Genomic DNA, 24,574 nt, shown 5'->3' with positions numbered 1-24,574 from the left:
AAACTCCACAGGCCACCTCGGTTTTGATCGGCCATTCGCAAGTCAAAACCAATCGTTCAGACTCATACCGCTATTGGAATTGACTACGGTTTGCGCACGAGAATATCCACCGCGAAGATACCCAGCACAGCCCCAGAAAGCCAGCGTTGGGCGCGCATGACGGAAGGGTGCTTGGCGAGGTAACTGCTGAACGTCGAAGCAGTCAGGACAATCATGCCATTGACGGTAACTGAGATGACGATCTGGATGATCCCCAGTTGGATGAATTGTTGAATAGTCGATCCAGCTGAAGGATCGATAAACTGAGGGATCAACGCCGAATACATCAACGCGATCTTTGGGTTTAGCAAGTTCGTCACCAGACCCATGGTGAATAGGCGCCGAGGCGAGTGAGGCGACAGCTCTCGCGCCTCGAAAGGAGAAACACCTTTGGGCTTGAGCATGTTCCAAGCTAGGTAGCCGAGATAGAAGGCGCCCGCGATCCTGACGATGTCGTAGGCAATCGGTACTGCTTTAAACAAAGCGGCTAGTCCCAGCCCTGATGCCAGCAGATAGCACAAGAAGCCCAGGGTCACACCCGCCAGGGAAATCATCCCCGCCAGTCGCCCCTGGGAAATCGCCCGCGATGTCAGATAGACCATGTTCGGTCCGGGTGTCAGCACCATGCCCAAAGCGATGATGGCCATACCGGCCAGGTTTTCCAGGGGTATCATCAACGCTCTCCTTCGTTCACAGGTGAATGGGCCACCGGGGGCGCTTCGCGCCAACCGAGACTTCCGCGGAACAGCGCATGCTGGGCACGCTGCGCCACCGGACGAACCACAATTTCATCGACATTGACATGGGCCGGCAACTCGGCAACCGTTGCCACAACCTGGGCGATATCCTCCGCACTCAAAGGCCGGTCGACGTTCTCATACACGGCCTTGGCTCTTTCAGCATCGCCACAAAAACGGTTCAGGGAAAACTCCGGCGTATGAACCATGCCGGGCAGCACTTCGGTGATGCGTACCGGTACACCTTTCATCTCTAGTCGCAAGGACTGGGTGAGTGCCCGCTGGGCGCTCTTGGCCGCGCAGTACCCACCACCACCTTCGTATCCACCCAGCGCAGCCGTAGAGGTGATGTTGATGATGCAGCCCTGGGACGCGATCAGTCGCGGCAGCAGCAGCTGTGTCATGCGCAGGGTGCCCAGCACGTTTGTGTTGAACATACTTGTCCAATCATCGGCATTGGCTTGGCGCACTGCATCCAGGCCAAGTGCGCCACCCGCGCAGTTCACCAGCAAATCGCAGTGGGTCACTAGCCCAATTTCGACTTCCTGGGCCTTGGTTACATCCAGTATGATGGCGTGCCCATTTATTTCACGTGCGATGTTCTCCAGCCGCTCCCGCCTGCGCGCCATAAGGAATACCTTCCAGCCACTGCGGGCCAGTAATCGGGCGCAGCCTTCGCCAATACCACTGCTCGCTCCTGTAATAACTGCTGTTTTCAAGATTGAACTCCCCCTGATTCAGGTTTTGACAATTGCTCGAAGACCGTTCTAACGCTCCGCTCCAGCGCCGTGCGCTGGAAGCTGCGCAAGCGAAGACGGGTCTTCGAACCTTCATAGACACCACTAGCGGAATGCTCCACGCTCTGTGGCTGGGACCAATACAGGGACTCTAGGTTGTCTCGCAGAGCACTGCTGCGCCGCGCAATCACCCACGCGCCACGCTCACTCAGCAGTGGCCGACCATTGCGGCTGAGGTTGCGTGCCAAGTCTCTGTAGTGGGTGGACGCACCAGTCTGCAATTCCCATGCGATTCCTATCAAATCGATGCCTCTGATTTCTCGCCAGATAAACGGGATCTCGGCACCACCCACCCGAGCACCAATTTCCAGGAACAGCAACTCATTACCTCTATCAAACAGTTCGAGGTGGAACACGATCTCTCGATGCGGCGCAAAAACCTCTAGCAATTGCGCAACTCTGTTGGTGATTCGTCGTTCGTGATCCCCTTCCTCCAGCTCAATGCTGGCCAAGGGGCTCTCCGGGCCAAAATCGGCACAACTATTCACGTATCTAGATACTGTGGCGACAACGATATGTTGACCATCCCACCAGCCATCGACATGCAAGATGGGGGCCGCGCAATAAACTTGAACCATCATAGGTTCAGCATGAGTGGCCTCTAGTTTCTGCACATCCCCAAGATTACGGAGGATCTTCACTCCTCTACTTGCCGTGCCATACCGGGGCTTGAGAACTAGGGGATAGCCATGCTTTGTCGCCAACTGCTCGACGAGTTCCTGCGATTGCACTCTCACGGCAGGTAGGACGCCGATTGCTGTCTGTTGCTCGGCGATTTCGAGCATTTTTAGTTTGTCGCGGAATCGCTCGGTCCAGGCGACATGATCACCTGGTACCCCCCAACGCTCGCGAATTGAGGCTGCATTGAGTAAATCGCCCTCATTGAGAGCCACCACCAACGCGGGCACTCCGTGCTGGGTGACAAATTGCTCAGCCTCTTTCCTGACCGCGATAGCATCGTCTAACGATGGCAAGCTTGTCCAGGATGCCAAACGTTCAGTTGGCAGCGAGGCAACGGATTCGGACGTGCAGATCGCCCGAATTTTCATGTCCGCTGGTAATTCGTACCGGTCATAGAGCGCCTGATTACCAACCCAGCGGTGCAAGCAAAGCACATAGCTCATGGCTTGGGATCTACAATGAAACGCACGGCCTCTACCAGTTTATCGGTGATAGCGACGGCGTCTTCACGAGAAGAACCTGTTGCCAAAGCGTAGCCAGAGACACAGTCAGCGACAGTATCGAGCGGGGGAATATGGTCACCTTCGTGCTTTTGGACGACGACAGCGAGCGGCGCATTGCCCAGCTCAAAGATAAACGGAAGGAACACCAAAGGAATCTCCCCGACTTTAGTGTAGCGAACTTCAACGCCAGGCGGCAGATCCAACTCCACTTTCTTAACTGTTCCGGACGTTGGTACAAAAAACTGAATCGCTGCTCCAGCCTGAGGTTCTGGTGAAACATCAGGCAACTTATCTATACCGAGCGGAACAGTGAGGAACATTCGATTCAGATTTAGGCCAAACGCTCGCTTGACGAGTTCTGGGGCACCCGAGCCCGCCAGACGGGCATGGGACTCAAGTACACGCGGACCCTTTGGGGTCAGCACGAATTCACTGTGGGAGGGTCCCTCCTGAAGCTCAACGGCATCAAGTAGACGGCAAGTCAATGCGCGCAGCTCCCTTAGCCAAGGCTTCGCTGCGGTACTTGGCGTGCTGACCTCCCATTCAACGTATTTGTCGTTCATGCGGTACTCGGAGTAGCCGATTGGTAGATGTCGGCCCGCAAAAGAGAAGGAGTCGACGCTAACAACAGGCCCATCCAGATACTCCTCGATGATGATCTTGGTAACGTTCGCTTTTTCCAGAGCCAGCATAGCTACCAATACGGAAGCCTCATCCTCGCAGGGATGAATATGTAAGCTGGCGACACCGTCAGCAGGTTTGAGTACCGAACGTCCGTACTGGGCGACAAAATCAATCGCGTCTTGTTTGCCTGTGATACTCCTATAGGCGACTGGACTCAGGTTATGCCGAACCAGCAGGTCACGCATGGCCACCTTGTCTTTCAAAAGGTGAGCTGTTTTGTAGGAAACACCAGTGAGACCAAAATGGTCTACGACTTTTCCCGTAGATTCGCCGGCTGCCTCCGTCGTCGTCATGATGCGGTCAAAAGAACGTTGGCGGTGGAGTGGTTCGAGTACCTTGATGATCGCATCAGCATCGGTGATACTGGCATGTACCACCTGTTCGCAGTGAGCGACAATTTCCTGCTCGTAGGCACCGACTTCGTGAACCAGTACGACATCGATACCCAGTTCCTTGGCCCCATGAATGGGTGAGGGGCGGCCACCGACGACTGCAATACGCTTGTTCATGTGTAGACTTCTATGTTGTTAACCGTTTGAATTTATGAAAGAAGCGGGAGTCAGCTCGCGTAGACCCTGCGAAGCCAGCGAGCCTTACCCTCAGGAAGCGGTTTGAATGCCCTTCGTCGGTGCAGCACCTGCGTATTTTTGAAGATGAAGAAGTCCCCCGGTCGCAGCACGATTTGCTCACCTTGCGTGCCTTTCAGGCACCGGCGCAGGATGCTCAGTGCTTCTGCACTTAGCGGATCGACCGCTTCCACGACGCCTTCGTCGAAACGCATCCGATTTACAAGACCATCATGCTCGAGGATTGGAAAAATCCGCTTTTGTCCCTCGAACCCCTCGTTGGAAGCCGGGGCCCCGAAGGCATAGGCAGGCCTACTCAACTCTGTTATCACCCAATCAGGCAACTGCTCGAGAATTTGATCCACACAGACGACGTCAGTCGAGGCGCCTTCATGGTTGCGTACTGCGACGAAGGCCAGGAAATTCGGGACACGAACTTCGACATCGCAGGCTTGGCCCGCGAACGGCCAGTTGGGGTTGTCGGTGTGCCAGGAAAAATCGACATCCGCCCCCCAGGAACTGGTGATGCCTGACGCCTCGGGCACAGGCAGCACATTCCTGACCAATTTGCCGTGGTTCTCGTACTCGACGGCATACGGACGGATGCCCATCAGGCGTAGCATGCCAAAATGCAGAAGATCGAAATCTAGGACGCACTGGTTGTCAGGCAGGAACCCATCCCGTGGTGTAGAGACGTCCGTGGACAGCGCAATACCACGCAGCAAAAGAGTCTTGTGGCAGCTGCGGGTGAAATCACGGACAGCCTTAATAGCATCATGGCTAAGCACAGAATTGAGCCAGTCGGCACCAACCTGACCGACGCTGTCAGCAGCATGCGATCTGTTGGCCAGCCGGGCACGGAAATCCTCCAAGTATGCCGAGGGGTGTGAATGTTCCACTAGAACGACCTTGAGATCTTTTGTGAGATCTTTTGTCTCATGAGCATCGCAAAGCATGATGCTCATGATTTTCGCCTCAGATATGAGTTCATTTTGGGATCTGGTCGATGGGCAAAGGCAGCACTTCGCCTGAGGAATATCCCTAGCGGCAGAATCAGATAGAGAAACAGGAAATCCAATGTTGCAACTCCTCAAATGAATGAAATGATCAGTCCAATGGCACGCACTCGCGCCAGTCCACAGATTCCTTGAAAGGAGGCTGCTCCGATTTGTCCAGGTAGAAATCGCCAATCGCCAGCACGTCCATATTGGTACGCATGAAGCAGCGATATGCCTCGAACGGCGTGTTGACGATGGGTTCGCCACGGACATTGAATGAAGTGTTAACCAGCACAGGACATCCCGAGCGCTGATAAAATCGTTCGAGCAATGTGCGGAACCGTGGATTGCGCTCCCGATCCACAGTCTGGACCCGTGCCGAAAAATCCACATGGGTGATAGCTGGCAGCTTGCTGCGAGTCACATTGAGCAAGTCGATCCCGGTTAGTAACGATTGTTCTTGCGTTATCGCCTTGCGAATGGCCTCGGCCACCGGCGAGACTGCCAGCATGTACGGGCTTTCCTCGACGATATTGAAGTAATCGACGGCCTTCTCTGCCAGAACCACGGGCGCGAACGGACGGAACGACTCGCGAAATTTGATGCGCAGGTTCATGGTCGACTGGGTGTCGGCACGACGCGGGTCGCCGAGGATGGACCTGTTGCCTAACGAGCGGGGACCGAACTCCATGCGCCCTTGGAACCATCCGATTACAGCGCCGTCCTCGATGCGCACGATCACCTTCTCATCCAGATCGCTTTGCGACAGTCTGTGGTAGACAGCACCGCAATCGTCCAGGGCGGCCTTGATCTGCTCCTCGCGATACTCAGGGCCGAGCAGGGATCCGCTCATGCCATCAGTGGAGACCGAGGGAAGCTCACGGGTCATCACTCCACGATGTCTGCGGTCGGAAAGTATCGCGGCACCCAACGATCCCCCCGCATCCCCCGCAGCCGGTTGAACCCACAGCCGATCGAAGATCCTTTCGCGAGAAATCACACCGTTGGCCACGCAGTTCAGGGCGACACCTCCAGCCATGCACAGCGAGCGCTCCCCGGTGAGATCAGCGGCGGTTTTGGCCAAGCGCGATACCACTATTTCGGTGACTTTCTGGATCGATGCCGCCAGGTTGAACTCCCGGTCGGTCAGCGGCGCTTCGGGCAAGCGCCGGGAGCCACCGAACAGATTTTCGAATGCTTCCCCCGTCATCGTCTCGCCATTAATGAACTCGAACTTGGTCCAGTCGAGCCTGAAACTGCCATCTGCCTTGACGTCGATCAATTCAGATAGAATTTTGTCGACATAGATTGGCTTCCCATATGGCGCGAGTCCCATGAGTTTGTATTCGCCCGAATCCACCTTGAAGCCGCAGAAATAGGTGAATGCGGAGTACAACAAGCCCAGCGAATGGGGGAAGGACAACTCCGCGACGAGCTTGATTCCTTCTGGCCTGCCGTGCCAGATGCTGGTTGTGGCCCATTCGCCAACGCTGTCGGTGCACAGGATCGCCGCACCTTCAAACGGGCTCGGGAAAAACGCCGATGCCGCGTGCGAATCGTGGTGGCCATGTACTTCGATCTTTCGGTTGTTACGGTCCCCCATCGTTTTGAGGTGCCGGGCAACTTCACGGTACATCCGCCGCTTGGTCGACAGCCACTCACCCAGCACTGGCGCATAGTTTTGCGCAGCGCCAAGACCTGCCACCGCTACTGTAGAAAGCACTCGCCGGAATTTGAGCGCAGGATCCTCGTAGTATGCGACATGGTCGACATCGGACAGTTTGATGCCCGAATGCCGTAGAATATAGGAGATCGCCTGCTGAGGAAAATCTGGGTCATGCCTGATCCGGCTGAAGCGCTCCTCTTGGGCGGCAGCGATGATCCTGCCATCCACGACCAACGTCGCCGCGCTGTCATGGTAAAAGGCTGAGATACCAAGCGTGCAAGTCATAACAGCGATTCCACTTTCTCACGGATTTTGTCAAGCATTGTTTGCCCCTTAGGTAGATTCAGAGCAGCGAATCCGTTACGAACTCGTACCCATACTGCAGCGCTATCACTGCGAGGAAATGTCGATAGGTAGGCATCTAGGCTTGCAGCAGCCCACGCTGTGTGCCCGGAAGAGATGTTGTCAATGGAGTTATGCAAGTCGACGAACATCGTGGGGTAGCCATAAGCGACCAATGCCTTGTGAGTTCGCCTGTAGCCCCCACCAACGCCAGATAATTCCATTGCCAAGTTCAGGCCGAGAATTTCAGCGCAATAGGTCAGGGGATAACGCCCAATCGCCAGCCAGAACACCGGCAGTTCGAAATCCTTGTCGCTGAAGCAGGATGCATTGGCGTATCCGGAATCAACCGTGGCGGGTAGGTCGCCATGAAGCGCCCTGAGCAGGTTGCGGTAGATGGCAGGATGATTTTGTGTCTCGATGCCGTTGCCCAGCTCATCAAAGAATGTTTCGAATAGCCTGCAACCGTACCCCGAGCAGGCCACGGCCGGATGCGCGAATCCCGCCAGCCAGGCACCGTCGATCATCGTTAGCGGCGCCAGGGAAAGGACGTCTGCGACCACGCCCTCTCTCGAGGGTAAGTCATCCTCCTGCTCGATCGCCTTGTTGGAGGCTTCGTGCTGGCACTGTAACCACTGACGCAGGACACCAGGTACCCACTCCTCCGGTAGCGGGCAATTCCCCTTGGCAACGTTGCGCGCGGCCCGTGCGAGCCAGCGCACCACGTATTGCCTCGCGTAGATTTCCTCGGCAGGCGTAAGCTCCTCGTGCAAAAGACGCGGGTAGGCCTGACGCGCGCCGATGCTCGGCACCAGGGTTTGCGCCTCAACGCCATCTTCGATTGATCCGGCGGCCCCGGCGAACGCATCATCATCTTTCCACATGTGATGGGCTGCCGGATGCAGCGGCGCATCGGCGTAGGGTAGGCCTAAGATCCAGCGATGGAGGACGGTGATGTCATCACGGTTGAAAATGCGGAACATTTTCCCCCGAGGCGAGATCAAGCTGGTCAGCAGCAGGCTCAACTCGGGTTTCCCCGCCCGCACGTAGGCACTGGCAGCAAGGTGATCGAGGAACGGCAGCGCCCCATCATCTTTAAGCAAAGACTGCATTGGCACGCCATTCAACCGGATTTTCTCGTGATACTGGCATGCGTCCAGTCGACGGCGGCTGACCAAATGCTGGGCCGCTTCCCTGGGATCGACCCAGCGCTCAAGCACAGCGAGCATGGCTTGGCTCATCGCCTCAGTCTGCCGCCGCGCCCAGTGATAACCCTGGCGCACGGCCGTGTACTTGACCTCAGCCGCATCGCCTAAAAATTCCCGCACCGCTATCTGGGCGAGTTCGAGCAAATCGGTGGAGTTGCCACTGGGATCGCGCCCCAGGTCCAGATACTGCATGGCGGGCCAATCGTCGTTCGCGACAAACTCTAGAGGTGGCAACAGGCCGCACTGTCTCAGGTACAGGTTAACGCCAAGAATCTCTCCCGTAAGAGATTCCGGGAAATGACCAAGCACCACCAAGGGCGCGGCAAAATTGAAGGCACCGTCCGATATCCGCAGATCGTCCCCGGTATGCAAGAGATCCTCCCCAGCATCGGCTAGGCTATGCTGGCGCAGCAACTCTTGGTAGCGGCAAATACGGCTAGCTCCCGGCTGGCCGACACCGAGATCGGCAGCGTGGATCCTGAGCGTGGCCATGGCGTAGCGGCTTTCGTTGTTCCAACTTCCGCACACGGAGTGAATCAGGTGCTGACTGCCAATCAGAAAGGGTGCCGATTCCAACGCTGCCTTTGAGCGCAGGGCAAGGGCATTTAGCTCATTAGTCTCAATCGCGATCAAGGCGGCCAACCTAAGAAAGCCTTCACGCAAGGGTTGAATACGTTCGTGAGCCACGCTGACCAGTGCAGCCAATGTTGACGGGCAGGCAAAGTCAGCTTCCACCAAGTCAGCCGGGAGCACCGAGGTGATACGGGCTCGGACGGCTGCAGGCGCGAAAATCCGCCTAACCTCTTCCCTCGCCTGGGCTCCCAGGAAGTTGGAAAATATTTGCCGATTAGTATTCATTAGTACATCGGATAGATGGACGAGTTATTTTTTTTCTTGGCTTTCTTCTTTTTCGTGAACAGCGAACCAAGTACCTTGAGGATTCGATTAAACATATAAATTCTCCAGTGTTTATCTTATAAGTTCTGATGGATGGCGCGTGCCACGACATCGTTGCCAAGATCGGTGAAATGAGCGCGATCCACGAAAAGCCATTCTCCGGTCGGACGCTGTCGCAAGTCACTGACTAAATTACCGAAACGAATATTTAATGAATGACAGCCAGTGCTCAATTTGTCGGCATATCGTTCTGCAACGGAATATTCAGATATATCACCGTACAAGTGCTGCCAAGTACCGAGTCTTGAAATCTGATCCAATTCCTTGAACAAGGTCTGCTCTTCCGCACAAGGTTTTCGAACCCAGGTTGCCAATGGCTGCAACACAAAAGAAAGTTCTGCGCCCAGTGAAGTCGCCAGTTGTTTCCACGTTGCTAGGCGACGCAGGGTCTCTTCAAAGGCGCGATCAATGGTTTGCTCAACGGGGGGTACCGTAGTTGTTTCTGCCGGCCATTTCGGCAACTTCGCAGGTGACAGTTGGGCACCATTATCCTCAGCGATTTCATCGAATTTTTCGTAATATTCTCCACAGAAATAGAATGGCGGAAGTTCACCCCGAATGAATTCTGGAAGCCGTGCCATAACCAGGGTATTGAAGCCGCCCATTACCACGATTTGCTTGACATTGGGCAAGCGGTGGGAATGAAGCATGAACAGCATCAATTCCTGCACGGCATTGAAGCAGTGCCCCGCGAAATTTAGCCACGGAGTACCATCAGGATCCGTTGCAGACAGGCGGCTGACCACTGATGTTGCATCGCTAGATGCGCCATAGCCCAGAGCGGGTGAGGCTCCAATCAGTAGATTCACAGACTTGGGCTCGGAAACGTCCAGTGTTCCGACGCTTAGCGCATTACCTTTGGCATCATGCGCGAAACGAAAGCCTAGCTGGTCGGTATTGATCGCCGCAGAATGGAAATCGGCAGCATTGAAGCTCATAACATATGGAAGATACTGGGATTTCCCACGACCAGCGAAACGATCATAGTCCAGCATCTGTGGGGTCAGCGCGACACGCGCTAGGCTGGGGTCGTCGAGTGTGACTCGCTTTCGAGTTCTAAACATCATCAGACAAATTCCTACTTTTGAAAACACAATCGAGAAAAGAAATCAGAATTTGTTTTATTCTTAGAATTTGATATGGTTCCATAATGGCGCGTTAAGCCATAATCTAGGGGCAACTATTTACGCGCACAAAACCCAGCAGGCAAAAATCGGATGCCCATCAATAATCATAGGTGGCCCCGCGCGGTGTGCTTGAAAGCCAGCTCTCCGCAGCAATCTTTCCACCCCGATATTCGTCACCATAATCAGCCGCTTGGCACCTTGCTCAGCGGCGCAAGCAATCGACGCGCACATCAATTCAATAGCCGCTTCTGAGGACATCTTTCCCAGCGCAGAGGTGGCCTCGCTGTTGAAATCTGTGGCCGCAAATCGCGACAACTCCCAGACATCGGGGGATGCAGGCGGGGCGAGGCCGCTCAACAACTGCGGGAACACCTCGCCCAGAAGATAGGGTCGGGTGGTGGGCAGTAACCGAGCACAGCCACAGACATGCCCCTGATCATCTCGGCCGACAACATAGACGGTATCCGGGCGATCGAACTGGTCGGCTTCAATGCCCTCCTGAGAGGGCACGTCCCAGCCGAGCTTCTCTACAAACACCCGATGGCGATAGCGCCCGACGCTGGCGTGCAAGCCCTGTTGAAGCTGCGCCGGGGATCCTGACACGATCTGCATACCACCTCCAATTGGCATCGATACTTGGAGGATGTATTCAACCTGCGCCAACACGCACGCGTAACTGTCAGATCTGACAGGCCATCATGCGTAACGTGAACGAATATGCTCCGCGACAGCAGCTTGCCAGGACAACGTTGAGATCAGCGTCTCCAGCGTCGCATCGGTCTTGCGTCTGCCCAGGTCGCGGTGCTGAGCATCCTCAATCATCACATTGCTTCGGGGTTCGCCGACATGGGTATAGATGAACGGCATCGCAGAGGCATCCAGCCACCAATCCCAGCCGAGAGTGATGACCGGGGATGTCGTACTCACCCATTCGGTGTAGCCGGAGATCGGGTCCAGACTGGCACCTTCAAAGGTGGGAGGAGATCCGTTGTGTTCATCCAACCCGGACAGCAGATGGATGAAAGGGATCGTCCTTAGGGCTTCAACGGTGAGACGGATCAGGCCGTCATCCGAAAGGGTCATCATGGGTGCCCGGGCTAATGCAAGCCCGTCAGTGGAAATTGCATGCATCATGGTTGTCGTCCTCAACAGAGTTCGAAGGGAGACGCACGTTACATGACGACACAATGCTGGGATAGTGTCAAATATGACAGTCCGCCACAAGAACTGTCTGCAGGAGAAGGCCGTGAAGGGATGGCAAGAACACCAACTCCATGCGCTGCAGACGATCACGTGTGACGCGCAGTTGTTCGAGATCGTGGTCTCAATGGTCCACTCCCTAGGATTCGACCACTGTTCCTATGGACTGCGCATGCCGTTACCGGTCTCCAGGCCTAAGGTGGTATTGCTGACCAATTATCCGCGCGCCTGGGAGAATCGCTACACTGAGAAGGGCTATCTCGCCGTTGACCCGACTGTCCGCCATGGCACGCATTCCCTGCAGCCCGTCGTTTGGTCGGACGCGTTCTTCGCCTCGAGTCGCGATCTCTGGGAAGAAGCCCGCTCGTTCGGCTTGTGTGTTGGCTGGGCGCAATCCAGCCGGGACGTGAACAGCACCATGGGCCTGTTGTCGGTGTCACGATCGGGGGAGCCAATCTCCGAGATCGAACTGCGCGATAAAGAGATGCAGTTGGCTTGGCTGACGCAGATGGTGCATCTGGGCATGTCGCGCATTCTTACGGCCAAACTAATGCCCGCAGTAACAGCTCCGCTCACCGACCGGGAGATCGAGGTGCTGCGCTGGACCGCGGATGGCAAGACGGCATCGGAGATCGCCGACATCCTCAACATCTCCGAGCGCACGGCGAACTTCCACATTGCCAATGCAATCGCCAAGCTGCACGCGCCGAACAAGACCGCAGCGGTCATTCGAGCGGGAATGCTGGGAATGCTGGGCTGATCGCACCAACCATTCCTGGAACAACACGGAGGCGGTGGTTTTAGAACCTTCGAGAGACATCTTGTACGCCCTGTCAAGATTGACAGCTGGCTGTATCGTGCTGCTCAAAATAGCATAGATGGTTTTCGTTGCCGAGCGTCAAGGGCAGCTCTTGGCAGCCGATGCTTTTTCATCGCACAGATTGATCAGCTCGCAGCCTGCAGAACTTCGCCTTATTTATCTAACATCGATGGAATCCACGATGGCATCCTTCAAATATGCAATCCACCTCCGCCAGGACAGTAACAACGCATTCGATCAAAAACACCCGCCCGGCATCGTTGCGCCGTACGCCGGCATCTATCGTTGCGTTGTGTGCGGGGACGAGATTGGCATTGCGCAGGGGCATACGCTGCCGCAGCAAAACCATCATCAGCATCCCGCAGGGCGCGGCAGGATTGAGTGGCAGTTGCTCGTGCAAGCGCACGGCCATTGAGGCGTTTTCGTTCTGGACCCATTAATGACGACAGCACACAAACAACCGCACGCTGCATGCGCCCCTGCAACCGCACCGATTCCAACGCCCTCTTCTTCCGATGCAAAACAAACAACCGCCAGACCACCTCGTTCGGAAACAAGCGTCCTGGCTAAATTCGCCCTCGTTCTTCCGATCATCTACATCGCCCTGTGCCTGATCGGGTTCGGTGTTTCGATGGCCGTGGAGAGCCATCTGGGCATTCCCCATTCGTCGCTGTACAAGGGTCAGATCGATCTGCTGGACCTGTCCTCCATCGGCATGCTGTACCTCCTGCCGCTGATCACCAAGATTGCCGTCGACATTAACAACAATCCACTCACATTCTTCGGCCATCTGTTCTCCCAGCAGTGGCTCAGTAACTGGCTGGGAACGGCTGCGTTTGCGCTCATCATCGGTCTTGCCGCATTCTTCCTCCTGAGCGTTCTTTTCCATAAGAGTCAGCAGCCAGCCGCGGATGCCAAGAAGCCTTGGCGTGGGCAGCAGAAGTGGGAGCAATTCACTGGGCAGTTGGCAAAGGCCAAGGAAGCCCTGCGAGGGAAGGGTTGGAGGACCGTTTTGGCAATCGGCATCGGCGTGTTGTTCCAACCGCTGTCCGCCCTGCTTGCAGCGCTGGCGCTGATCGTCGTGGCGCTGGTACTTTCGATGCCCGTAGTCATTGGCATCGCTTCGGGCACGGCCCTGCTTTGCCAGGATACCCACGGCGCAGCCATGGGTTGTTCTCCCACGGCTCCAATGGTAAAAACCCCGCCCGCCACGTCTCCCGCGCAACAAATCATCGACGTGCATTTGAAGGACGGCAAGGATATTGCTGGGATATACCTGCTGTCGACCCCCAGCGCGGTGCTGATCTTTCAACCCCAGACGCGACAGGCTATGGCGGTTGCCACCGAATCGATCGCCGACATGTCGTTCAAAATGCATCCCTGAGCTTACCGCTTGCAAATCTGTGCGAAGAGTTGTCCCAAGCGGTCACGGCGGCCGCACTCTCGGCAGATCTGATCAGCGGGGCACGAGGGATCGATGCGGTGCATGACACCCGCATCGAGGATGGCCCTGACTCCAAAAGAACGCCGCGAAACGCAGTGCCGAATCGCAAGACAAACAGGGTGTCGGGCACAGCCTGACCAAATGAGCCGGTGACGTCCGCCGCGCAAGCGCCGGGTGAAACCTAGGCTTACCTTGCCCAGATTGAAAAAACCAACAAAACACTGATCGAAACACTACCTGTAGTTGCCTGGACCAAGACCATGCACTACATTTAGCGCATGTTGATTAGCCCCGTGATTTTGCGCGCCGCATTGGAGCGGCCCATCGTGAAGCACCGTCCTATCCTAGGGGCGGTGTTGGGGGCTGGCGTTGGCATGGGTGTGATTGCTGGAAACGGGGCGATCTTGGCCGGTGCGGCTTGGGCGATCATCGCGCTACTCGTTATCCTCATTGCGGCGGCAGAAACCTCCGCCGGTGTCCCACGCTTTTTTGCGCGTCAGGCGCGCGAGTTTGCGCGCGCCAACGTCGCTCTGATCGCTTCAGCCCTACGCGCGACAATCGATGCCGTAGGCGTGGCCGCTGCACTGCGTGCCGTGGTCGTGCCGCGTCTGCAAGCCTTGACGTGTAAGGCGGCCATCCTGCCGCCTGTGCGCATCGCCCACCGCCGCATCGCCCATATCGCCATCACCGCGCGCGTCGTCCCCGCGCCGATCTCCCGCGCCTAGACGCGCGGGCTGCACTCCGTTCCTCGGTTTTGCTGCGCACTGCGCAGCCCGCGTCGTACCTCCCAAGCAGCGCATGACGGAGGATGACGATGTCACCCCATAGTTCTACCCACGAAATTAGCGTCGATACGCTCTTCAGCGCATTGATCGCCCAGGGCGCGCCGATGGTCATGGCCCTGGATGACTCCTATCTTTGCCAGACGCTGGGCTATACCAGCATCACCGCCGCACAAAAGCGCCGCGAGCGTGGCGACTATCCGCCGACAACGTATATCGGCGGGCGCGTCGTGGTCATGCTGCCAGCCCTGGCTGCGTGGCTTGCCACAAAAAGCACCGCACCTGAGGCCGCCGCGCCGCGACCCAGCGCAGAGCTGATTCCCGCATCATCACCACGCAAACGTGGCCGCCCCCGCAAGACTGTGGCAACGCACGCCACCATCGGATCGGGAGGCACGCGATGACGGCCCTGACCCTGCTTGATCGACTTTCGGGCGTCAAGCGCACTGGCCCCGGTCGGTGGCTGGCGCGTTGCCCCGCCCATGACGACTGTCGCGCGAGCCTTTCGGTTCGAGAACTCGACGATAGGCGCGTACTTTTTCATTGTTTCGCGGGCTGCGACGCCGAGGCCATTCTTGCAGCCGTGGGGCTAGTCTGGCAAGACATCCTGCCCCCGCAAGCCGTCGATCATCACCGACCGCGCGAACGCGCCCCATTCCCTGCTGTCGATGTGCTGCGCGCTATCGAGCATGAAAGCCTGATCGTCTGCATGGCTGCCGCGATGCTGCGCGAAGGCCAAACCCTGCCCGAGCCTGACCGTCAGCGCGTGAGCGTGGCGCACGCCCGGATTCTTGCCGGGGTGCAACTCGCGGGGATGCGGCCATGAGCGTGATTGCCGAAGCAACCCGAAAATTTGATCACGCTGCGCGTGGCGCGTCCATTCTCGACGCCCTGGCAGAGCGTGTTGGTCAACATCTTGCCCCACAAACGCCAGAAGCCGCATTAGAGCCTTTGCCGCTGCTTGCCGCGATCCGCCGGGCGGAAGTGTTACTCAAACCGGAGCTTGACGCAGGCAGCGATGGCTACCCGACCGATGCGCTTGGTCCCTTGGCGCAAGCGGCATGTGACTTGGCCTACGGTGCGCAAGTATCCCCCGCCATGGCCGGGCAATCGTTCCTCGCCGCCGCCGCCTTGCTGGCGCAATCGCGGGCCAACGTGCGCACCATCGACGGCGGAGTCCGACCCCTGAGCCTGTATTGCTTGACCGTGGCGCGATCCGGCGATGGTAAGGACATGGCTGATCGCGTGGCCCTGCGCGCGATCCATGAGTTTCAACGCGAAGTGGGGCAGGCATGGCTGCGTGAGGTGGAGGTGTACGAGGAAACCTGCTCTGAGCGAAGCAAGAATGCCCCCAAGCCTGCGTCCCCTCCCCCTGCCCCTTACCGGCTGGCAGGCGACATCACCATCGAGGGCCTGCACCGATCCTATGCCGAAGGTGTCGCCGGGCAAGGCGTGTTTTCGACTGAGGCAGGCGTCATGCTCGCCGGGCATGCCATGAGCCAAGACCATCGCACCAAGACGGCGGCGTCTTTGTGCGGCCTGTGGGATCGTGGGCACCTGTCCGTGGTCCGTGGCGGCGGCGGCGGAAGATTTGAGCGCTACGGCGTGCGCTTGTCGGCGCACCTGCTGGCGCAACCCGAGGCGTTGGGTGACACCCTATCTGACGAGTCTTTATCGGGGATCGGCTTTTGGCCCCGCTTCTTACTGGCATGGCCCGAGGAACTTGCCCCGCGCGTGTTCCGCCCTTGGCTGCCCGACGAATCGCCAGCCATTGTCGGCTTCTTGGCGCGCTGCACGGAACTGTTGCGTGATCCCATGCCAGATCACTGCGACGACCTACCTGTCATCGAACTATCCGCCGATGCGCGGCAGGAACTGGCGGCGTTCTTCGAGCTCATGGAGCACGAGGCCCGACGCGGCGAGCTGCGCCCCGTGCGGCCCTTCGCTCTGCGGGCAACCGAGCAGGCTTGCCGCATTGCAGGTGTGATGGCGGCATGGGCGAACGAGCCCATGATCGACTGCGAAACTGCGCAAAACGCGATCCGCCTGGTGCGCTATACGCTGCAAAGCTGGCTGACGGCGCTGGGTGGCAAGGCCGATCCGACGCCCGACTGGGCACTGACGCTCTATCGCTGGATCGCCCCGAGGGGCGAGTCGATGCCAATCCGCGACATTCCCCGTATTGGCCCGGCGATCCTCCGATCTGCAAGCCGAAGGGACGCAGCCCTTGACCGGCTTTTAGCCGCCGGGCTGGTGGCCGTTGGCACCGGTGCAGTGCGCGCACTGGGAGTGGATCAGGCGAAAACGCAAACGGCCCGTGCGAATGCTGCGAATCCTGCGAAAACCCGCATGGACACTGGGGTTGGGGGCCATGCGAATGGTTGCGAAACCCTGCGAACGACCACCCCGGCGGCCTGCGAATTCGCAAGCATTCGCAAGCCTTCGCAACTGGGGCAAAGCCAAGCGCAGCAAGGCTTTTCGCAGGATTCGCAGGATTCCCAAGGGGGAAGCCTGCAAACCGTGAAGCTCGCCCCGCACGATGACAAGGTGGCGCTATGAATCCCAGCGCCCTGCTTGCTCATCTGCGCACATCGGGCTTCACCATCCAACCCGACGGCGACACGTTGATCGTGTCCCCGGCCTCGCGCCTGGCCGATGATCTGCGCGAAGCGATTTGCCAAGCCAAGCCTGATCTGATGGCGCTGCTGTGGGCAGAAAACCTGCGTGAGCACTTCGAAGAACGTGCGGCAATTCTCGAATGCGACGGTGGCCTATCGCGCAACGAAGCCGAGGCCAACGCGCGCGCGTCAACCGGCCTGCTGGCGCGCAACCTTGGCCTGCCGTGGCGGGCACTGCGCGAGGCTCTTCGCGACCCTGATCTGCCTGACACCTTGACCCCGGTTGACGGTGCTGCCTACGGCCTGCCGCATTGGTGTGTGAGCCCAACTGGGCGGGCGATACGACAAGGTTTCTTCCGCCACGATCAAGGGACAGCCTAATGGGCACACCACGACACACTGCGCAGACTCGTTTTTTTGTGGGGCAAGGTAAGCCTAGGTTTCACCTGGCGCTCGCGCTTCAGGCGAAACCGGCCCCTTGGTCAGGCTGCGCCCGACACCCTGTTTTGTCCCGCGTCTCGGCACTGCGTTTCTCACACCTTTATGGAGCATCGACATGACTCAATCATCCACCATCTTTGAACGCATCGATCAGGCTGCAAAACTCTCCCGTCAGCTCACGGGCAAAGCTGCAGCGCGCACGGTCAGCGATGCGTTCGTGACCGAGCGTATCGCTGACATCAAGGCACTGCACCAAAGCGGTGTGCCGCTGGCGCGCTACGCGCGGCTCGTTGCTCCCGCCCTTGGCGTGCGTCCTTCGGCACTGCTGGCGGCTTTTGGACGCGCTGGCCTGACATCGCAGCCCACCGTGCCGCACGCGTCGGAGGTTGCCAAGACCGAGACGACAACCGCAACTCCGGCACCTGTCATCACGGCCAAACCGCGCGACATCCACGATCTGCCAAGCTGGGCCGATGGTTCCGACAAGCGGGATGACGAATCCGACGAGGACTATCGCCTGCGCAAGCAGCTTGAAGGGCCACCAAGCGCCGGGTTCAAAGCCATCGGGGAATCACCCGACGAACGCGCCGATATGCTGCTCAAAAGCGGCAAGCTCGGCTTCGGTGCGTCAGGCGTGACCGAGAGCGACCGCAAGATCATCATCGCGCTCATTGAGCGCTTTGGTGTCAATGCCGTGGAGCGGCGCATCGACATCGAACGCAAGGCGTCGCCTGGGGACAAGCTCTACCCGAGCAAGCTGCGCGCACGCATGACGGGAGACTCTCATGCGTGAGCGAACCGTTCACCTGGCGCTGCGCGCAACGCCTGCCGAGGCTGCACTGATCCGCCATATGGCCGATGCGGCGATGCTGACGACAAGCAGCTACCTGCGCACCATCGCTCTGCGTGGCGATACGCGCGTGGCCCGGCTGCAAACCCTGCAAGCCGAGCTGCGGCGTCAAGGCGGACTGCTCAAGCATCTAGCCGCACGCGGCCAGCTCGACCGCAGCGCCGTGGAGCTGGCTCTGACGCAATGGCGCGCCACCATCCAGCACATCGCCGAGGTCGCCGATGCTTGCCAAAGTCATCACACGTAAAGCGGCCTCACGCGGATTTGGCGAGGCCGTGCGCTATATCGCCCGCGACAACCCGGACCAGGTCGCAGAGCCCAGCCCCGAGATGGGCGCGCTCAACCTCGACTGCCCGTTAGACACCCCAGAGGATCGCCAGACCGCCATCGACATCCTCGACGCCATGGCTGCGGCGGCACGCAACACGACTGCGCGCGGGCCGGTGTACCACGTCACCCTCGCTTGGCAGGAGGCCGAGCATCCCGAGCGCCAGCAGATCGACGCAGCGTGCGAACACGTCATGAAAACGCTGGGCTTCGAGGGGCACGATGCACTGTGGGCGCTGCACCGCGACACCGATCATGATCATGTGCATCTGATCGTCAACCGCGTGCATGCTGACGGCCATACGGCCAAGGTGCCCAAGTATGACTGGCTGCTCCTGGACAAAGCCATGCGTGAGATCGAGCTTGCGCATGGCTGGCGACACAGCCCTGGGCCGTATGTCGTGACCCACGACGACCAGGACACACCCATCATTGCCAAGATGAGCCGCGCCGAGCGCTTCGCCCGTGGGCGTCTGGAGGACGGCCCGCGCCTAACCAATGCAGCCAAGGCCGCCGAGCATCGCAACGCAGGGGCACCGTCGTTTCAGGCATGGCTTACCGGGGAACCGGCTCAGGGCATCCGCACCGCCGTGCAGTCCCCAGGGGCAAGTTGGCACAGCGTGCACCGAGCCGCAGCGCTCTATGGCGTGACGATTCAGCCCAAGGGTTCGGGCATGGTGGTAACAGCCACGCTCGACGTCGGTAAGCGTTTGCCGAACCCATCTTTTCAATGAGTCTGAGCTGAGCGAAGCTTGGGTTTTTTCGGGGGCTCCATGCGATCAGACAAACTCAGTGAAGAGCGGATTGATGAGATTCTGGCGATCCTCGATGAACTCAAAGCCAGCGGGATGAAGGCCGAAGCGTTTGCGCAAAGCAAGGGGCTGGGCTACGGGCAACTGCGCGGCTGGCTGTCGAGCGCGCCGCGCTGGCGCGCCCAACGCGCGGGTCTGGCCCTGCCGCCTCGGCGCAGCGCCTTCGTGCGCGCCCACTGCAACCCGTCCCCCGCTGCGGCTGCGGAGGGAAGCCCCCATCCCGGACACGCCCGCATCACCTGCGAGGGGGCCCAGCGCCGCGCCCAGATTGACTGGCCCGTGGCCCACGCAGCCGAGTGCGCGCAGTGGCTGCAGGCCTGGCTGGGATAAGCCATGCTGCGCATTGAGGCCATCTGGCTGGCCGTGGGCGCCAGCGATCTGCGCGGCGGCATGGATAGCCTGCTGGGCCAGGTTGTGGCCCGGTTTGGCTCGGCCCAGCGCCACCATGCCTACGTGTTTGCCAACCGCCGCGCCACCCGGCTGAAGGTGCTCGTCTTTGATGGCTCGGGGATCTGGCTGTGCACGCGCCGACTGCAAGAAGGCCGGTTTGCCTGGCCGCAGGAGGACCGTGAGGCGCTGCACCTGAGTGCCGAGCAATGGAGTTGGCTGGCCGCCGGGCTGCCGTGGCAGCGCATGACCGCGCACGCCACCGCCAGCGCCATTGCCGTGGTGTAGTCCCCCGGACGTTTGTCGATCGGGGCAACTCCCGATTCTCGCGCGCGCGTGCGCGCGAGAGAATTCGGCATGGTCAGCGCCATCGACGACGACAAACTCCAGTCCCTGGGCGACGATCCGGCGGCGCAGTACGCGCGCACGGTCATTGCGCAGTTCGGTGCACAGATCGCGCACCAGCGTGCCGAGCTCAAATTTCAATCGACCAAGATTGCGGCCCTGAGCTTCGAGCTGGCGCGCCTCAAGCAATGGCGCTTCGGCCAGTCCAGCGAGAGCCTGGACACGCAAGGCCAGCTCTTCGACGCCAAGACGCAGGCGCTGCTGCAAGCCGAGGAACAGGCCGAGGACCGCGCCGCCGATGAGGAGCGCACCGCCCCAGGCAAACGTCTCCCCAAACGCCAGCCCCTGCCCAGCCAGTTGCCGCGCATCGAACACCGCTACGAGATCGACTCCGGCCTGTGCCCGCAGGGCCACGCCCTGCGCCGTATCGGGCAGGAGATCAGCGAGCAGCTCGACTGCGAGCCCACACGCTTCTTCGTGCACCGGCACGTCCGCGGCAAGTACGCCTGTGCGTGCTGCCAGACGGTGTTGGCTGCACCCCTGCCAGCGCAACTCATTGACAAAGGCATTCCCGCCCCCGGCCTGCTGGCGCAGGTGGTGCTGGCCAAGCACGACGATCACCTGCCGTTGTACCGCCAGGAGGAGATTTACCGCCGCAGCGGCGTGCACCTCCCGCGCTCGAGCATGGCGCAGTGGGTGGGCCTGTGCGGGGTGCGCCTGGAACCGCTGGCCCAGGCCCTCAAAGACCATCTGCTGGAGCAACCCGTGCTGCATGCCGATGAGACCCCGGTAGCCGAGCTGGCGCCGGGCACGGGCAAGACACACCGCGCTTATGTCTGGGTCTACCGCAGCGCGGCTACGCCGGCGGTGGTGTTTGACTATTGCGCCAGTCGTGCCGGTGCGCATGCGCGCGACTTCCTGCAGGATTGGTCAGGCACCTTGCTCACCGATGACTTCAGCGGCTACAAGGCGCTGTATGCCCAAGGGAGCGTTGTGGAGGCGGGTTGCTGGGCGCATGTACGCAGAAAGTTCTTCGAGGCGCACAAGCTGGCGGGCAGCGCGATTGCGCAGGAGGCGCTTAAGCGCATCAAAGCCTTGTATGCCATTGAGCAGACCCTTCAGGAGCATCCGCCCGATGGGCGCACCGCGCTGCGCCAGCGCCAAAGCCAACCCCTGCTCGATGCCTTGCACGCCTGGCTGATCGGGCAGCGCTCGCTCTTGGCCAAGGCCGACGCCACGGCGCGGGCCATCGACTATGCGCTGGGCCGGTGGCGGGCGTTGTGTGTGTTTGCCACCGATGGGCGCGTGCCGATCGATAACAACGCGGTGGAAAACGCCATTCGGCCTCTCGCACTCGGGCGCCGAAACTGGCTCTTCGTGGGCTCGCCCCAGGCCGGCCGCCGAGCCGCCGTGCTCATGACGCTGATCGAATCGGCCAAGCTCTGCGAGGTCGACCCCTGGGCCTATCTCAAGGACGTGCTGACGAAGCTGCCCACCTGGCCCAACAGCCGTCTGGGCGAATTGCTGCCCCACAACTGGGCGAAAACCAATCCCCCTGCACTCAGCACCTGACCTTCACTTCGGGTGTCAAGAGGGGTTCCCTGCACGCTTACCGACGATGGGCGCGTGTTGGCGGCCAAGGCATCGCAGATGGGGCGTTGGGCAAGTAAGAACGCCCTGGAAAAAGCGCTTGGCCCCTATGAGCCATCACGCGGTCCCATGCCAGAACCCAAAGTGAGGTATGCCGCTGCGCTGGACGGCCAGCGCGCCAGCCTCCGGGGTGAACCGCAGCATGCCAGCGCCGACCCCGAACGGCAGCGCCGCCGTGCTGTACGTGCCCAGGCACGCGCCCTGCTGGCTGCGCGCTTCAAGGCCGAGCAGGAGGCAATCAGGAAACAGCGCCAGGCGCTGCGCAATGCGATGACCGCGCGTCACCGTGACGAGCGGCAAGCGTTGATCCCCACGCTACGCGGAGAACGTGCCACTGCACTAGCGGAGCATCGGCGCGATGGCATGGACGCCAAGGTTGCTCTCAGCTACCGTGCATGGGAAGAAGCCAAGGCCAAGGAAGGACTCCAAAAGCGCCAGGCCGTCGAGCGCAAAGCGTTGACGGCCAAGACTCCACGGACCGAAGTGTGGCGCACCTGGTTGGAGCAGCTGGCCGATCTGGGCGATGAAGCGGCCAAGGCAACGCTGCGCGGCATCCGCTACCGCGAGCAGCGCAACAGCAAGAAGTACCAGCAGCAGGACGGCATCGAGGGCGAAGATCTCGACCCGCTGCGCAAGCTCACCGTGGCCGCGCTCGATGTGCAGATCGACCACAAGCGCCAGTTGGTAATCTACCGTGGGCAGGATGGCCAGGCGAAGTTCACCGACACAGGGCCGCGCATCGTCATGCACGACAAGGCAGATGACTCCCTGGAAGCGGCCTTGCGTATCGCCGCGCAGAAGTATGGCGGCGAGGTGGACGTCACGGGAAGCAGTGAATTTCGGGAGCGGGCAGCGCGGCAGGCTGTGCGGCTCGGGATCGTCGTCACCAGTGCCGATTTGCAGCCTATCGTCGCCGATGAGCTGCAAAGTCAACAGGAGCGGCAAAAACAGCGGCAGCCGCGGCAACCGCCAGTCAAACCTACTCCCCAACCGCCAAGCGCGCCACGGCCCCGCTACGTCATCGACACAGCCTTCATGGCCGCCGAATCCGCTCTGGCACACCTGCCCGTCGCGGGATGGGACGCCATCGAAGCGGCGGGGCAAGACAAAACGCTGACCGCCGAACAGCAAGCTGTGCTGACCGATCCGGCGCGCCAGGCCCTGGTTGATGCCAAAGGCCAGCTCACCGTCGCAGGAGAGGCAGTCTATAACCGGATGCAGGAACAAGGACTGTTGAAACACAAGGCCCAGAAGAAAGAGCCGCTGCACTTGCCCACAGAAACTGTGGACAAAGCCAAGGACAAGAGCGCGGAAAGGCACCCAGTGCATGCGCCAGCACAGGCCTCGCTTGAAATGCCTGAAAAACAGGCACAGCCAGCGCCCACGCAATCCAACGAATCCCCCTACCCCGGCATCGACCGGGCGCTGGCGGAATGGGAGGAAGCCAAAACCGGGGGCGAGAAGACCGCAGCAGCCACGGCCTGGATGAGCGCCATCGACCGCATCCGGGCCGACGGCGGCAGTGTGGGAGATGCTGCGCAACACACCATCGGTCGCATGGACGATGGGGCGGGCGCATTGATGCGCCAGGTTGAGATCAACGCTGAAATTGAGCGCTCACGAGGGATTGGGCGGTGAGCGGCGATACAGCATATCGGCAATCGCAATCACCATTTCCGGGCCGCTACGCCATGTCGCAACCTTGTCTCCACAAACCGGGGGCAACACTGTAGACAGAATCCGCAACAGCGCGGCACAGTGGGTGCGCCGCTGCCGTGCCTGAAAAGTTCTGCGCTGCGAGAACCGTCGCTGTGGCCACCCGGCCCCATGAGATCGATCAGCTCACGCAGGGGGAGTTGTAAAAGGTGCGGCGTGGGTGTGTTTTGGGGGAATCTAGGGGGAATTCAGGGGGAATTAATCCGCGAAATTCACCATTTAGACGAAAAAAAGCCCACAGTGTTAGTGTGGGATTTCTCTCTAACTCTTTGATTTTCTGAGTAATTTTGGTCGGGGCGAGAGGATTCGAACCTCCGACCCCCTGCACCCCATGCAGGTGCGCTACCAGGCTGCGCTACGCCCCGACGACCAAAGCAGGCAATCATACACTATTCCTCAGGGTTCGATCAAACTTCTGCGGATCGAGAGGAGTTCGGCGCGCAGTTCGTTGATGTGCTGAATGGCAGGTAGCGGCACCAGCGGAGCCTGCTCTCCGGCATCCGGCGTGCCCGCTGCTTCTCGCATTGCGTGCTCGTCGCCAGGAATCCCGCCCAAACGCGCTCGGGCGCCGCTGATGGTGAAACCTTGCTCATACAGCAGCTCGCGAATACGGCGAATCAACAGCACCTCATGGTGCTGGTAATAGCGCCGGTTGCCCCTTCTTTTCATCGGGCGCAATTGTGCGAATTCTTGCTCCCAATACCGCAGTACGTGCGATTTCACGCCGCACAACTCGCTGACTTCTCCAATGGTGAAGTAGCGTTTGGCAGGGATGGGCGGCAATGCAGGGACGGCACTCATGGTGGAGACGTGACAAATCCTAGAAGCGTGAGCGGTTACGTCAAAACGGAATTCGCCCAAAGGGGCTGGTTAATGG

Annotated in this window: 26 protein-coding genes and 1 tRNA gene; 15 read left to right on the top strand and 12 right to left on the bottom strand. The window is 59.5% G+C overall.

Going from position 1 to position 24,574, the window contains the following annotated elements; translation table 11 throughout:
• Positions 1–83: 83 nt before the first annotated feature.
• The 10 genes from THI_RS07935 to THI_RS07890 form a co-directional block, all read right to left on the bottom strand.
• The gene (locus tag THI_RS07935) at positions 84–713 is read right to left on the bottom strand and encodes a LysE family translocator (protein ID WP_013105735.1); all 630 of its coding nucleotides are present in this window, start codon (positions 711–713) and stop codon (positions 84–86) included.
• Positions 713–1,495 carry an SDR family NAD(P)-dependent oxidoreductase gene (locus tag THI_RS07930; protein WP_013105734.1) on the bottom strand — a complete coding sequence of 261 codons (783 nt, stop codon included), beginning with the start codon at positions 1,493–1,495 and terminating at the stop codon, positions 713–715. Before THI_RS07930 ends, THI_RS07935 begins: the two co-directional genes overlap by 1 nt.
• Positions 1,492–2,697 (bottom strand): ATP-grasp domain-containing protein, encoded by a 1,206-nt coding sequence (locus tag THI_RS07925; protein ID WP_013105733.1) that lies wholly within the window; start codon positions 2,695–2,697, stop codon positions 1,492–1,494. Before THI_RS07925 ends, THI_RS07930 begins: the two co-directional genes overlap by 4 nt.
• Positions 2,694–3,950, bottom strand: coding sequence for an ATP-grasp domain-containing protein (locus THI_RS07920; protein ID WP_013105732.1), 1,257 nt, complete (start codon positions 3,948–3,950; stop codon positions 2,694–2,696). The genes THI_RS07925 and THI_RS07920 overlap by 4 nt, the downstream gene beginning before the upstream one ends.
• 50 nt (positions 3,951–4,000) lie before the next feature.
• On the bottom strand, positions 4,001–4,972 hold the full coding sequence (locus tag THI_RS07915; protein WP_013105731.1) for a TauD/TfdA family dioxygenase: 972 nt from the start codon (positions 4,970–4,972) through the stop codon (positions 4,001–4,003).
• A 142-nt stretch (positions 4,973–5,114) separates the two neighbouring features.
• The gene (locus THI_RS07910) at positions 5,115–6,956 is read right to left on the bottom strand and encodes a carbamoyltransferase family protein (protein WP_013105730.1); all 1,842 of its coding nucleotides are present in this window, start codon (positions 6,954–6,956) and stop codon (positions 5,115–5,117) included.
• Positions 6,953–8,956 (bottom strand): iron-containing redox enzyme family protein, encoded by a 2,004-nt coding sequence (locus tag THI_RS07905; RefSeq protein ID WP_197535441.1) that lies wholly within the window; start codon positions 8,954–8,956, stop codon positions 6,953–6,955. The genes THI_RS07910 and THI_RS07905 overlap by 4 nt, the downstream gene beginning before the upstream one ends.
• A 239-nt stretch (positions 8,957–9,195) precedes the next feature.
• The gene (locus THI_RS18415) at positions 9,196–10,173 is read right to left on the bottom strand and encodes a hypothetical protein (RefSeq protein WP_197535440.1); all 978 of its coding nucleotides are present in this window, start codon (positions 10,171–10,173) and stop codon (positions 9,196–9,198) included.
• A gap of 189 nt (positions 10,174–10,362) precedes the next feature.
• Entirely contained in the window at positions 10,363–10,917 is a 555-nt protein-coding gene (locus THI_RS07895) for an acyl-homoserine-lactone synthase (RefSeq protein ID WP_013105726.1), read from the bottom strand.
• An 84-nt stretch (positions 10,918–11,001) separates the two neighbouring features.
• A complete protein-coding gene (locus THI_RS07890) occupies positions 11,002–11,439 on the bottom strand; it encodes a DUF4902 domain-containing protein (protein ID WP_013105725.1) in 438 nt (145 codons plus the stop codon).
• A gap of 112 nt (positions 11,440–11,551) precedes the next feature.
• On the opposite strand from THI_RS07890, the gene THI_RS07885 reads away from it, so the two are divergent.
• From THI_RS07885 to THI_RS18075, 15 genes are all read left to right on the top strand, one after another.
• Positions 11,552–12,265 (top strand): autoinducer binding domain-containing protein, encoded by a 714-nt coding sequence (locus tag THI_RS07885; RefSeq protein ID WP_013105724.1) that lies wholly within the window; start codon positions 11,552–11,554, stop codon positions 12,263–12,265.
• 241 nt (positions 12,266–12,506) lie between these two features.
• Complete coding sequence (locus THI_RS07880) at positions 12,507–12,740, top strand: hypothetical protein (protein ID WP_050986041.1); 234 nt, start codon at positions 12,507–12,509, stop codon at positions 12,738–12,740.
• A 24-nt stretch (positions 12,741–12,764) separates the two neighbouring features.
• Positions 12,765–13,709, top strand: a complete 945-nt coding sequence (locus THI_RS07875) for a putative Cation transport ATPase (RefSeq protein ID WP_013105722.1) — start codon at positions 12,765–12,767, stop codon at positions 13,707–13,709.
• Between the two features lie 338 nt (positions 13,710–14,047).
• Positions 14,048–14,494 (top strand): hypothetical protein, encoded by a 447-nt coding sequence (locus THI_RS18090; protein WP_013105721.1) that lies wholly within the window; start codon positions 14,048–14,050, stop codon positions 14,492–14,494.
• Between the two features lie 89 nt (positions 14,495–14,583).
• The gene (locus tag THI_RS07865; protein WP_013105720.1) at positions 14,584–14,955 is read left to right on the top strand and encodes a hypothetical protein; all 372 of its coding nucleotides are present in this window, start codon (positions 14,584–14,586) and stop codon (positions 14,953–14,955) included.
• Entirely contained in the window at positions 14,952–15,377 is a 426-nt protein-coding gene (locus THI_RS07860) for a DNA primase (RefSeq protein ID WP_013105719.1), read from the top strand. Before THI_RS07865 ends, THI_RS07860 begins: the two co-directional genes overlap by 4 nt.
• The gene (locus THI_RS07855) at positions 15,374–17,110 is read left to right on the top strand and encodes a DUF3987 domain-containing protein (protein WP_013105718.1); all 1,737 of its coding nucleotides are present in this window, start codon (positions 15,374–15,376) and stop codon (positions 17,108–17,110) included. The genes THI_RS07860 and THI_RS07855 overlap by 4 nt, the downstream gene beginning before the upstream one ends.
• Entirely contained in the window at positions 17,107–17,550 is a 444-nt protein-coding gene (locus tag THI_RS07850; RefSeq protein WP_013105717.1) for a hypothetical protein, read from the top strand. The genes THI_RS07855 and THI_RS07850 overlap by 4 nt, the downstream gene beginning before the upstream one ends.
• A gap of 97 nt (positions 17,551–17,647) precedes the next feature.
• The gene (locus tag THI_RS07845) at positions 17,648–18,403 is read left to right on the top strand and encodes a hypothetical protein (RefSeq protein ID WP_141130545.1); all 756 of its coding nucleotides are present in this window, start codon (positions 17,648–17,650) and stop codon (positions 18,401–18,403) included.
• A complete protein-coding gene (locus THI_RS07840; protein WP_013105715.1) occupies positions 18,396–18,707 on the top strand; it encodes a plasmid mobilization protein in 312 nt (103 codons plus the stop codon). Before THI_RS07845 ends, THI_RS07840 begins: the two co-directional genes overlap by 8 nt.
• Positions 18,682–19,521 (top strand): relaxase/mobilization nuclease domain-containing protein, encoded by an 840-nt coding sequence (locus THI_RS18085; protein ID WP_013105714.1) that lies wholly within the window; start codon positions 18,682–18,684, stop codon positions 19,519–19,521. Before THI_RS07840 ends, THI_RS18085 begins: the two co-directional genes overlap by 26 nt.
• A gap of 39 nt (positions 19,522–19,560) precedes the next feature.
• Complete coding sequence (locus THI_RS07830) at positions 19,561–19,929, top strand: hypothetical protein (protein WP_013104728.1); 369 nt, start codon at positions 19,561–19,563, stop codon at positions 19,927–19,929.
• A gap of 3 nt (positions 19,930–19,932) precedes the next feature.
• Entirely contained in the window at positions 19,933–20,274 is a 342-nt protein-coding gene (gene tnpB, locus THI_RS07825) for an IS66 family insertion sequence element accessory protein TnpB (RefSeq protein ID WP_013104727.1), read from the top strand.
• 69 nt (positions 20,275–20,343) lie between these two features.
• Positions 20,344–21,903, top strand: coding sequence for an IS66 family transposase (tnpC, locus tag THI_RS07820; protein ID WP_013105713.1), 1,560 nt, complete (start codon positions 20,344–20,346; stop codon positions 21,901–21,903).
• A gap of 147 nt (positions 21,904–22,050) precedes the next feature.
• Positions 22,051–23,619 (top strand): LPD7 domain-containing protein, encoded by a 1,569-nt coding sequence (locus tag THI_RS18075; RefSeq protein WP_141130543.1) that lies wholly within the window; start codon positions 22,051–22,053, stop codon positions 23,617–23,619.
• Positions 23,620–23,985: 366 nt separating this feature from the next.
• On the opposite strand, the gene THI_RS07810 is transcribed toward THI_RS18075, so the two are convergent.
• Positions 23,986–24,062: transfer RNA gene (locus THI_RS07810), tRNA-Pro, on the bottom strand.
• Positions 24,063–24,093: 31 nt separating this feature from the next.
• Positions 24,094–24,498 (bottom strand): MerR family transcriptional regulator, encoded by a 405-nt coding sequence (locus tag THI_RS07805; protein ID WP_013105711.1) that lies wholly within the window; start codon positions 24,496–24,498, stop codon positions 24,094–24,096.
• Between the last annotated feature and the right edge of the window lie 76 nt (positions 24,499–24,574).

This window comes from Thiomonas arsenitoxydans, assembly GCF_000253115.1.
Taxonomy (GTDB): Bacteria; Pseudomonadota; Gammaproteobacteria; order Burkholderiales; family Burkholderiaceae_C; genus Thiomonas; species Thiomonas arsenitoxydans.
Note: the sequence above shows the minus strand (reverse complement) of the source record. Positions and strands in the feature narration are given on the sequence as shown.

What these genes read in the sequence shown, in the direction of transcription:
- THI_RS07805 (WP_013105711.1), bottom strand. Translation starts at nt 24,498, where the DNA reads ATGAGTGCCGTCCCTGCATTGCCGCCCATCCCTGCCAAACGCTACTTC.
- THI_RS07915 (WP_013105731.1), bottom strand. Translation starts at nt 4,972, where the DNA reads ATGAGCATCATGCTTTGCGATGCTCATGAGACAAAAGATCTCACAAAA.
- tnpB (WP_013104727.1), top strand. Translation starts at nt 19,933, where the DNA reads ATGCTGCGCATTGAGGCCATCTGGCTGGCCGTGGGCGCCAGCGATCTG.
- THI_RS18075 (WP_141130543.1), top strand. Translation starts at nt 22,051, where the DNA reads ATGCCAGAACCCAAAGTGAGGTATGCCGCTGCGCTGGACGGCCAGCGC.
- THI_RS07855 (WP_013105718.1), top strand. Translation starts at nt 15,374, where the DNA reads ATGAGCGTGATTGCCGAAGCAACCCGAAAATTTGATCACGCTGCGCGT.
- THI_RS18085 (WP_013105714.1), top strand. Translation starts at nt 18,682, where the DNA reads ATGCTTGCCAAAGTCATCACACGTAAAGCGGCCTCACGCGGATTTGGC.
- THI_RS07920 (WP_013105732.1), bottom strand. Translation starts at nt 3,950, where the DNA reads ATGAACAAGCGTATTGCAGTCGTCGGTGGCCGCCCCTCACCCATTCAT.
- THI_RS07860 (WP_013105719.1), top strand. Translation starts at nt 14,952, where the DNA reads ATGACGGCCCTGACCCTGCTTGATCGACTTTCGGGCGTCAAGCGCACT.
- THI_RS07895 (WP_013105726.1), bottom strand. Translation starts at nt 10,917, where the DNA reads ATGCAGATCGTGTCAGGATCCCCGGCGCAGCTTCAACAGGGCTTGCAC.
- THI_RS07865 (WP_013105720.1), top strand. Translation starts at nt 14,584, where the DNA reads ATGTCACCCCATAGTTCTACCCACGAAATTAGCGTCGATACGCTCTTC.
- THI_RS07850 (WP_013105717.1), top strand. Translation starts at nt 17,107, where the DNA reads ATGAATCCCAGCGCCCTGCTTGCTCATCTGCGCACATCGGGCTTCACC.
- THI_RS18415 (WP_197535440.1), bottom strand. Translation starts at nt 10,173, where the DNA reads ATGCTGGACTATGATCGTTTCGCTGGTCGTGGGAAATCCCAGTATCTT.
- THI_RS07875 (WP_013105722.1), top strand. Translation starts at nt 12,765, where the DNA reads ATGACGACAGCACACAAACAACCGCACGCTGCATGCGCCCCTGCAACC.
- THI_RS07925 (WP_013105733.1), bottom strand. Translation starts at nt 2,697, where the DNA reads ATGAGCTATGTGCTTTGCTTGCACCGCTGGGTTGGTAATCAGGCGCTC.
- THI_RS18090 (WP_013105721.1), top strand. Translation starts at nt 14,048, where the DNA reads ATGTTGATTAGCCCCGTGATTTTGCGCGCCGCATTGGAGCGGCCCATC.
- THI_RS07880 (WP_050986041.1), top strand. Translation starts at nt 12,507, where the DNA reads ATGGCATCCTTCAAATATGCAATCCACCTCCGCCAGGACAGTAACAAC.
- THI_RS07840 (WP_013105715.1), top strand. Translation starts at nt 18,396, where the DNA reads ATGCGTGAGCGAACCGTTCACCTGGCGCTGCGCGCAACGCCTGCCGAG.
- THI_RS07935 (WP_013105735.1), bottom strand. Translation starts at nt 713, where the DNA reads ATGATACCCCTGGAAAACCTGGCCGGTATGGCCATCATCGCTTTGGGC.
- THI_RS07830 (WP_013104728.1), top strand. Translation starts at nt 19,561, where the DNA reads ATGCGATCAGACAAACTCAGTGAAGAGCGGATTGATGAGATTCTGGCG.
- THI_RS07910 (WP_013105730.1), bottom strand. Translation starts at nt 6,956, where the DNA reads ATGACTTGCACGCTTGGTATCTCAGCCTTTTACCATGACAGCGCGGCG.
- THI_RS07890 (WP_013105725.1), bottom strand. Translation starts at nt 11,439, where the DNA reads ATGATGCATGCAATTTCCACTGACGGGCTTGCATTAGCCCGGGCACCC.
- tnpC (WP_013105713.1), top strand. Translation starts at nt 20,344, where the DNA reads ATGGTCAGCGCCATCGACGACGACAAACTCCAGTCCCTGGGCGACGAT.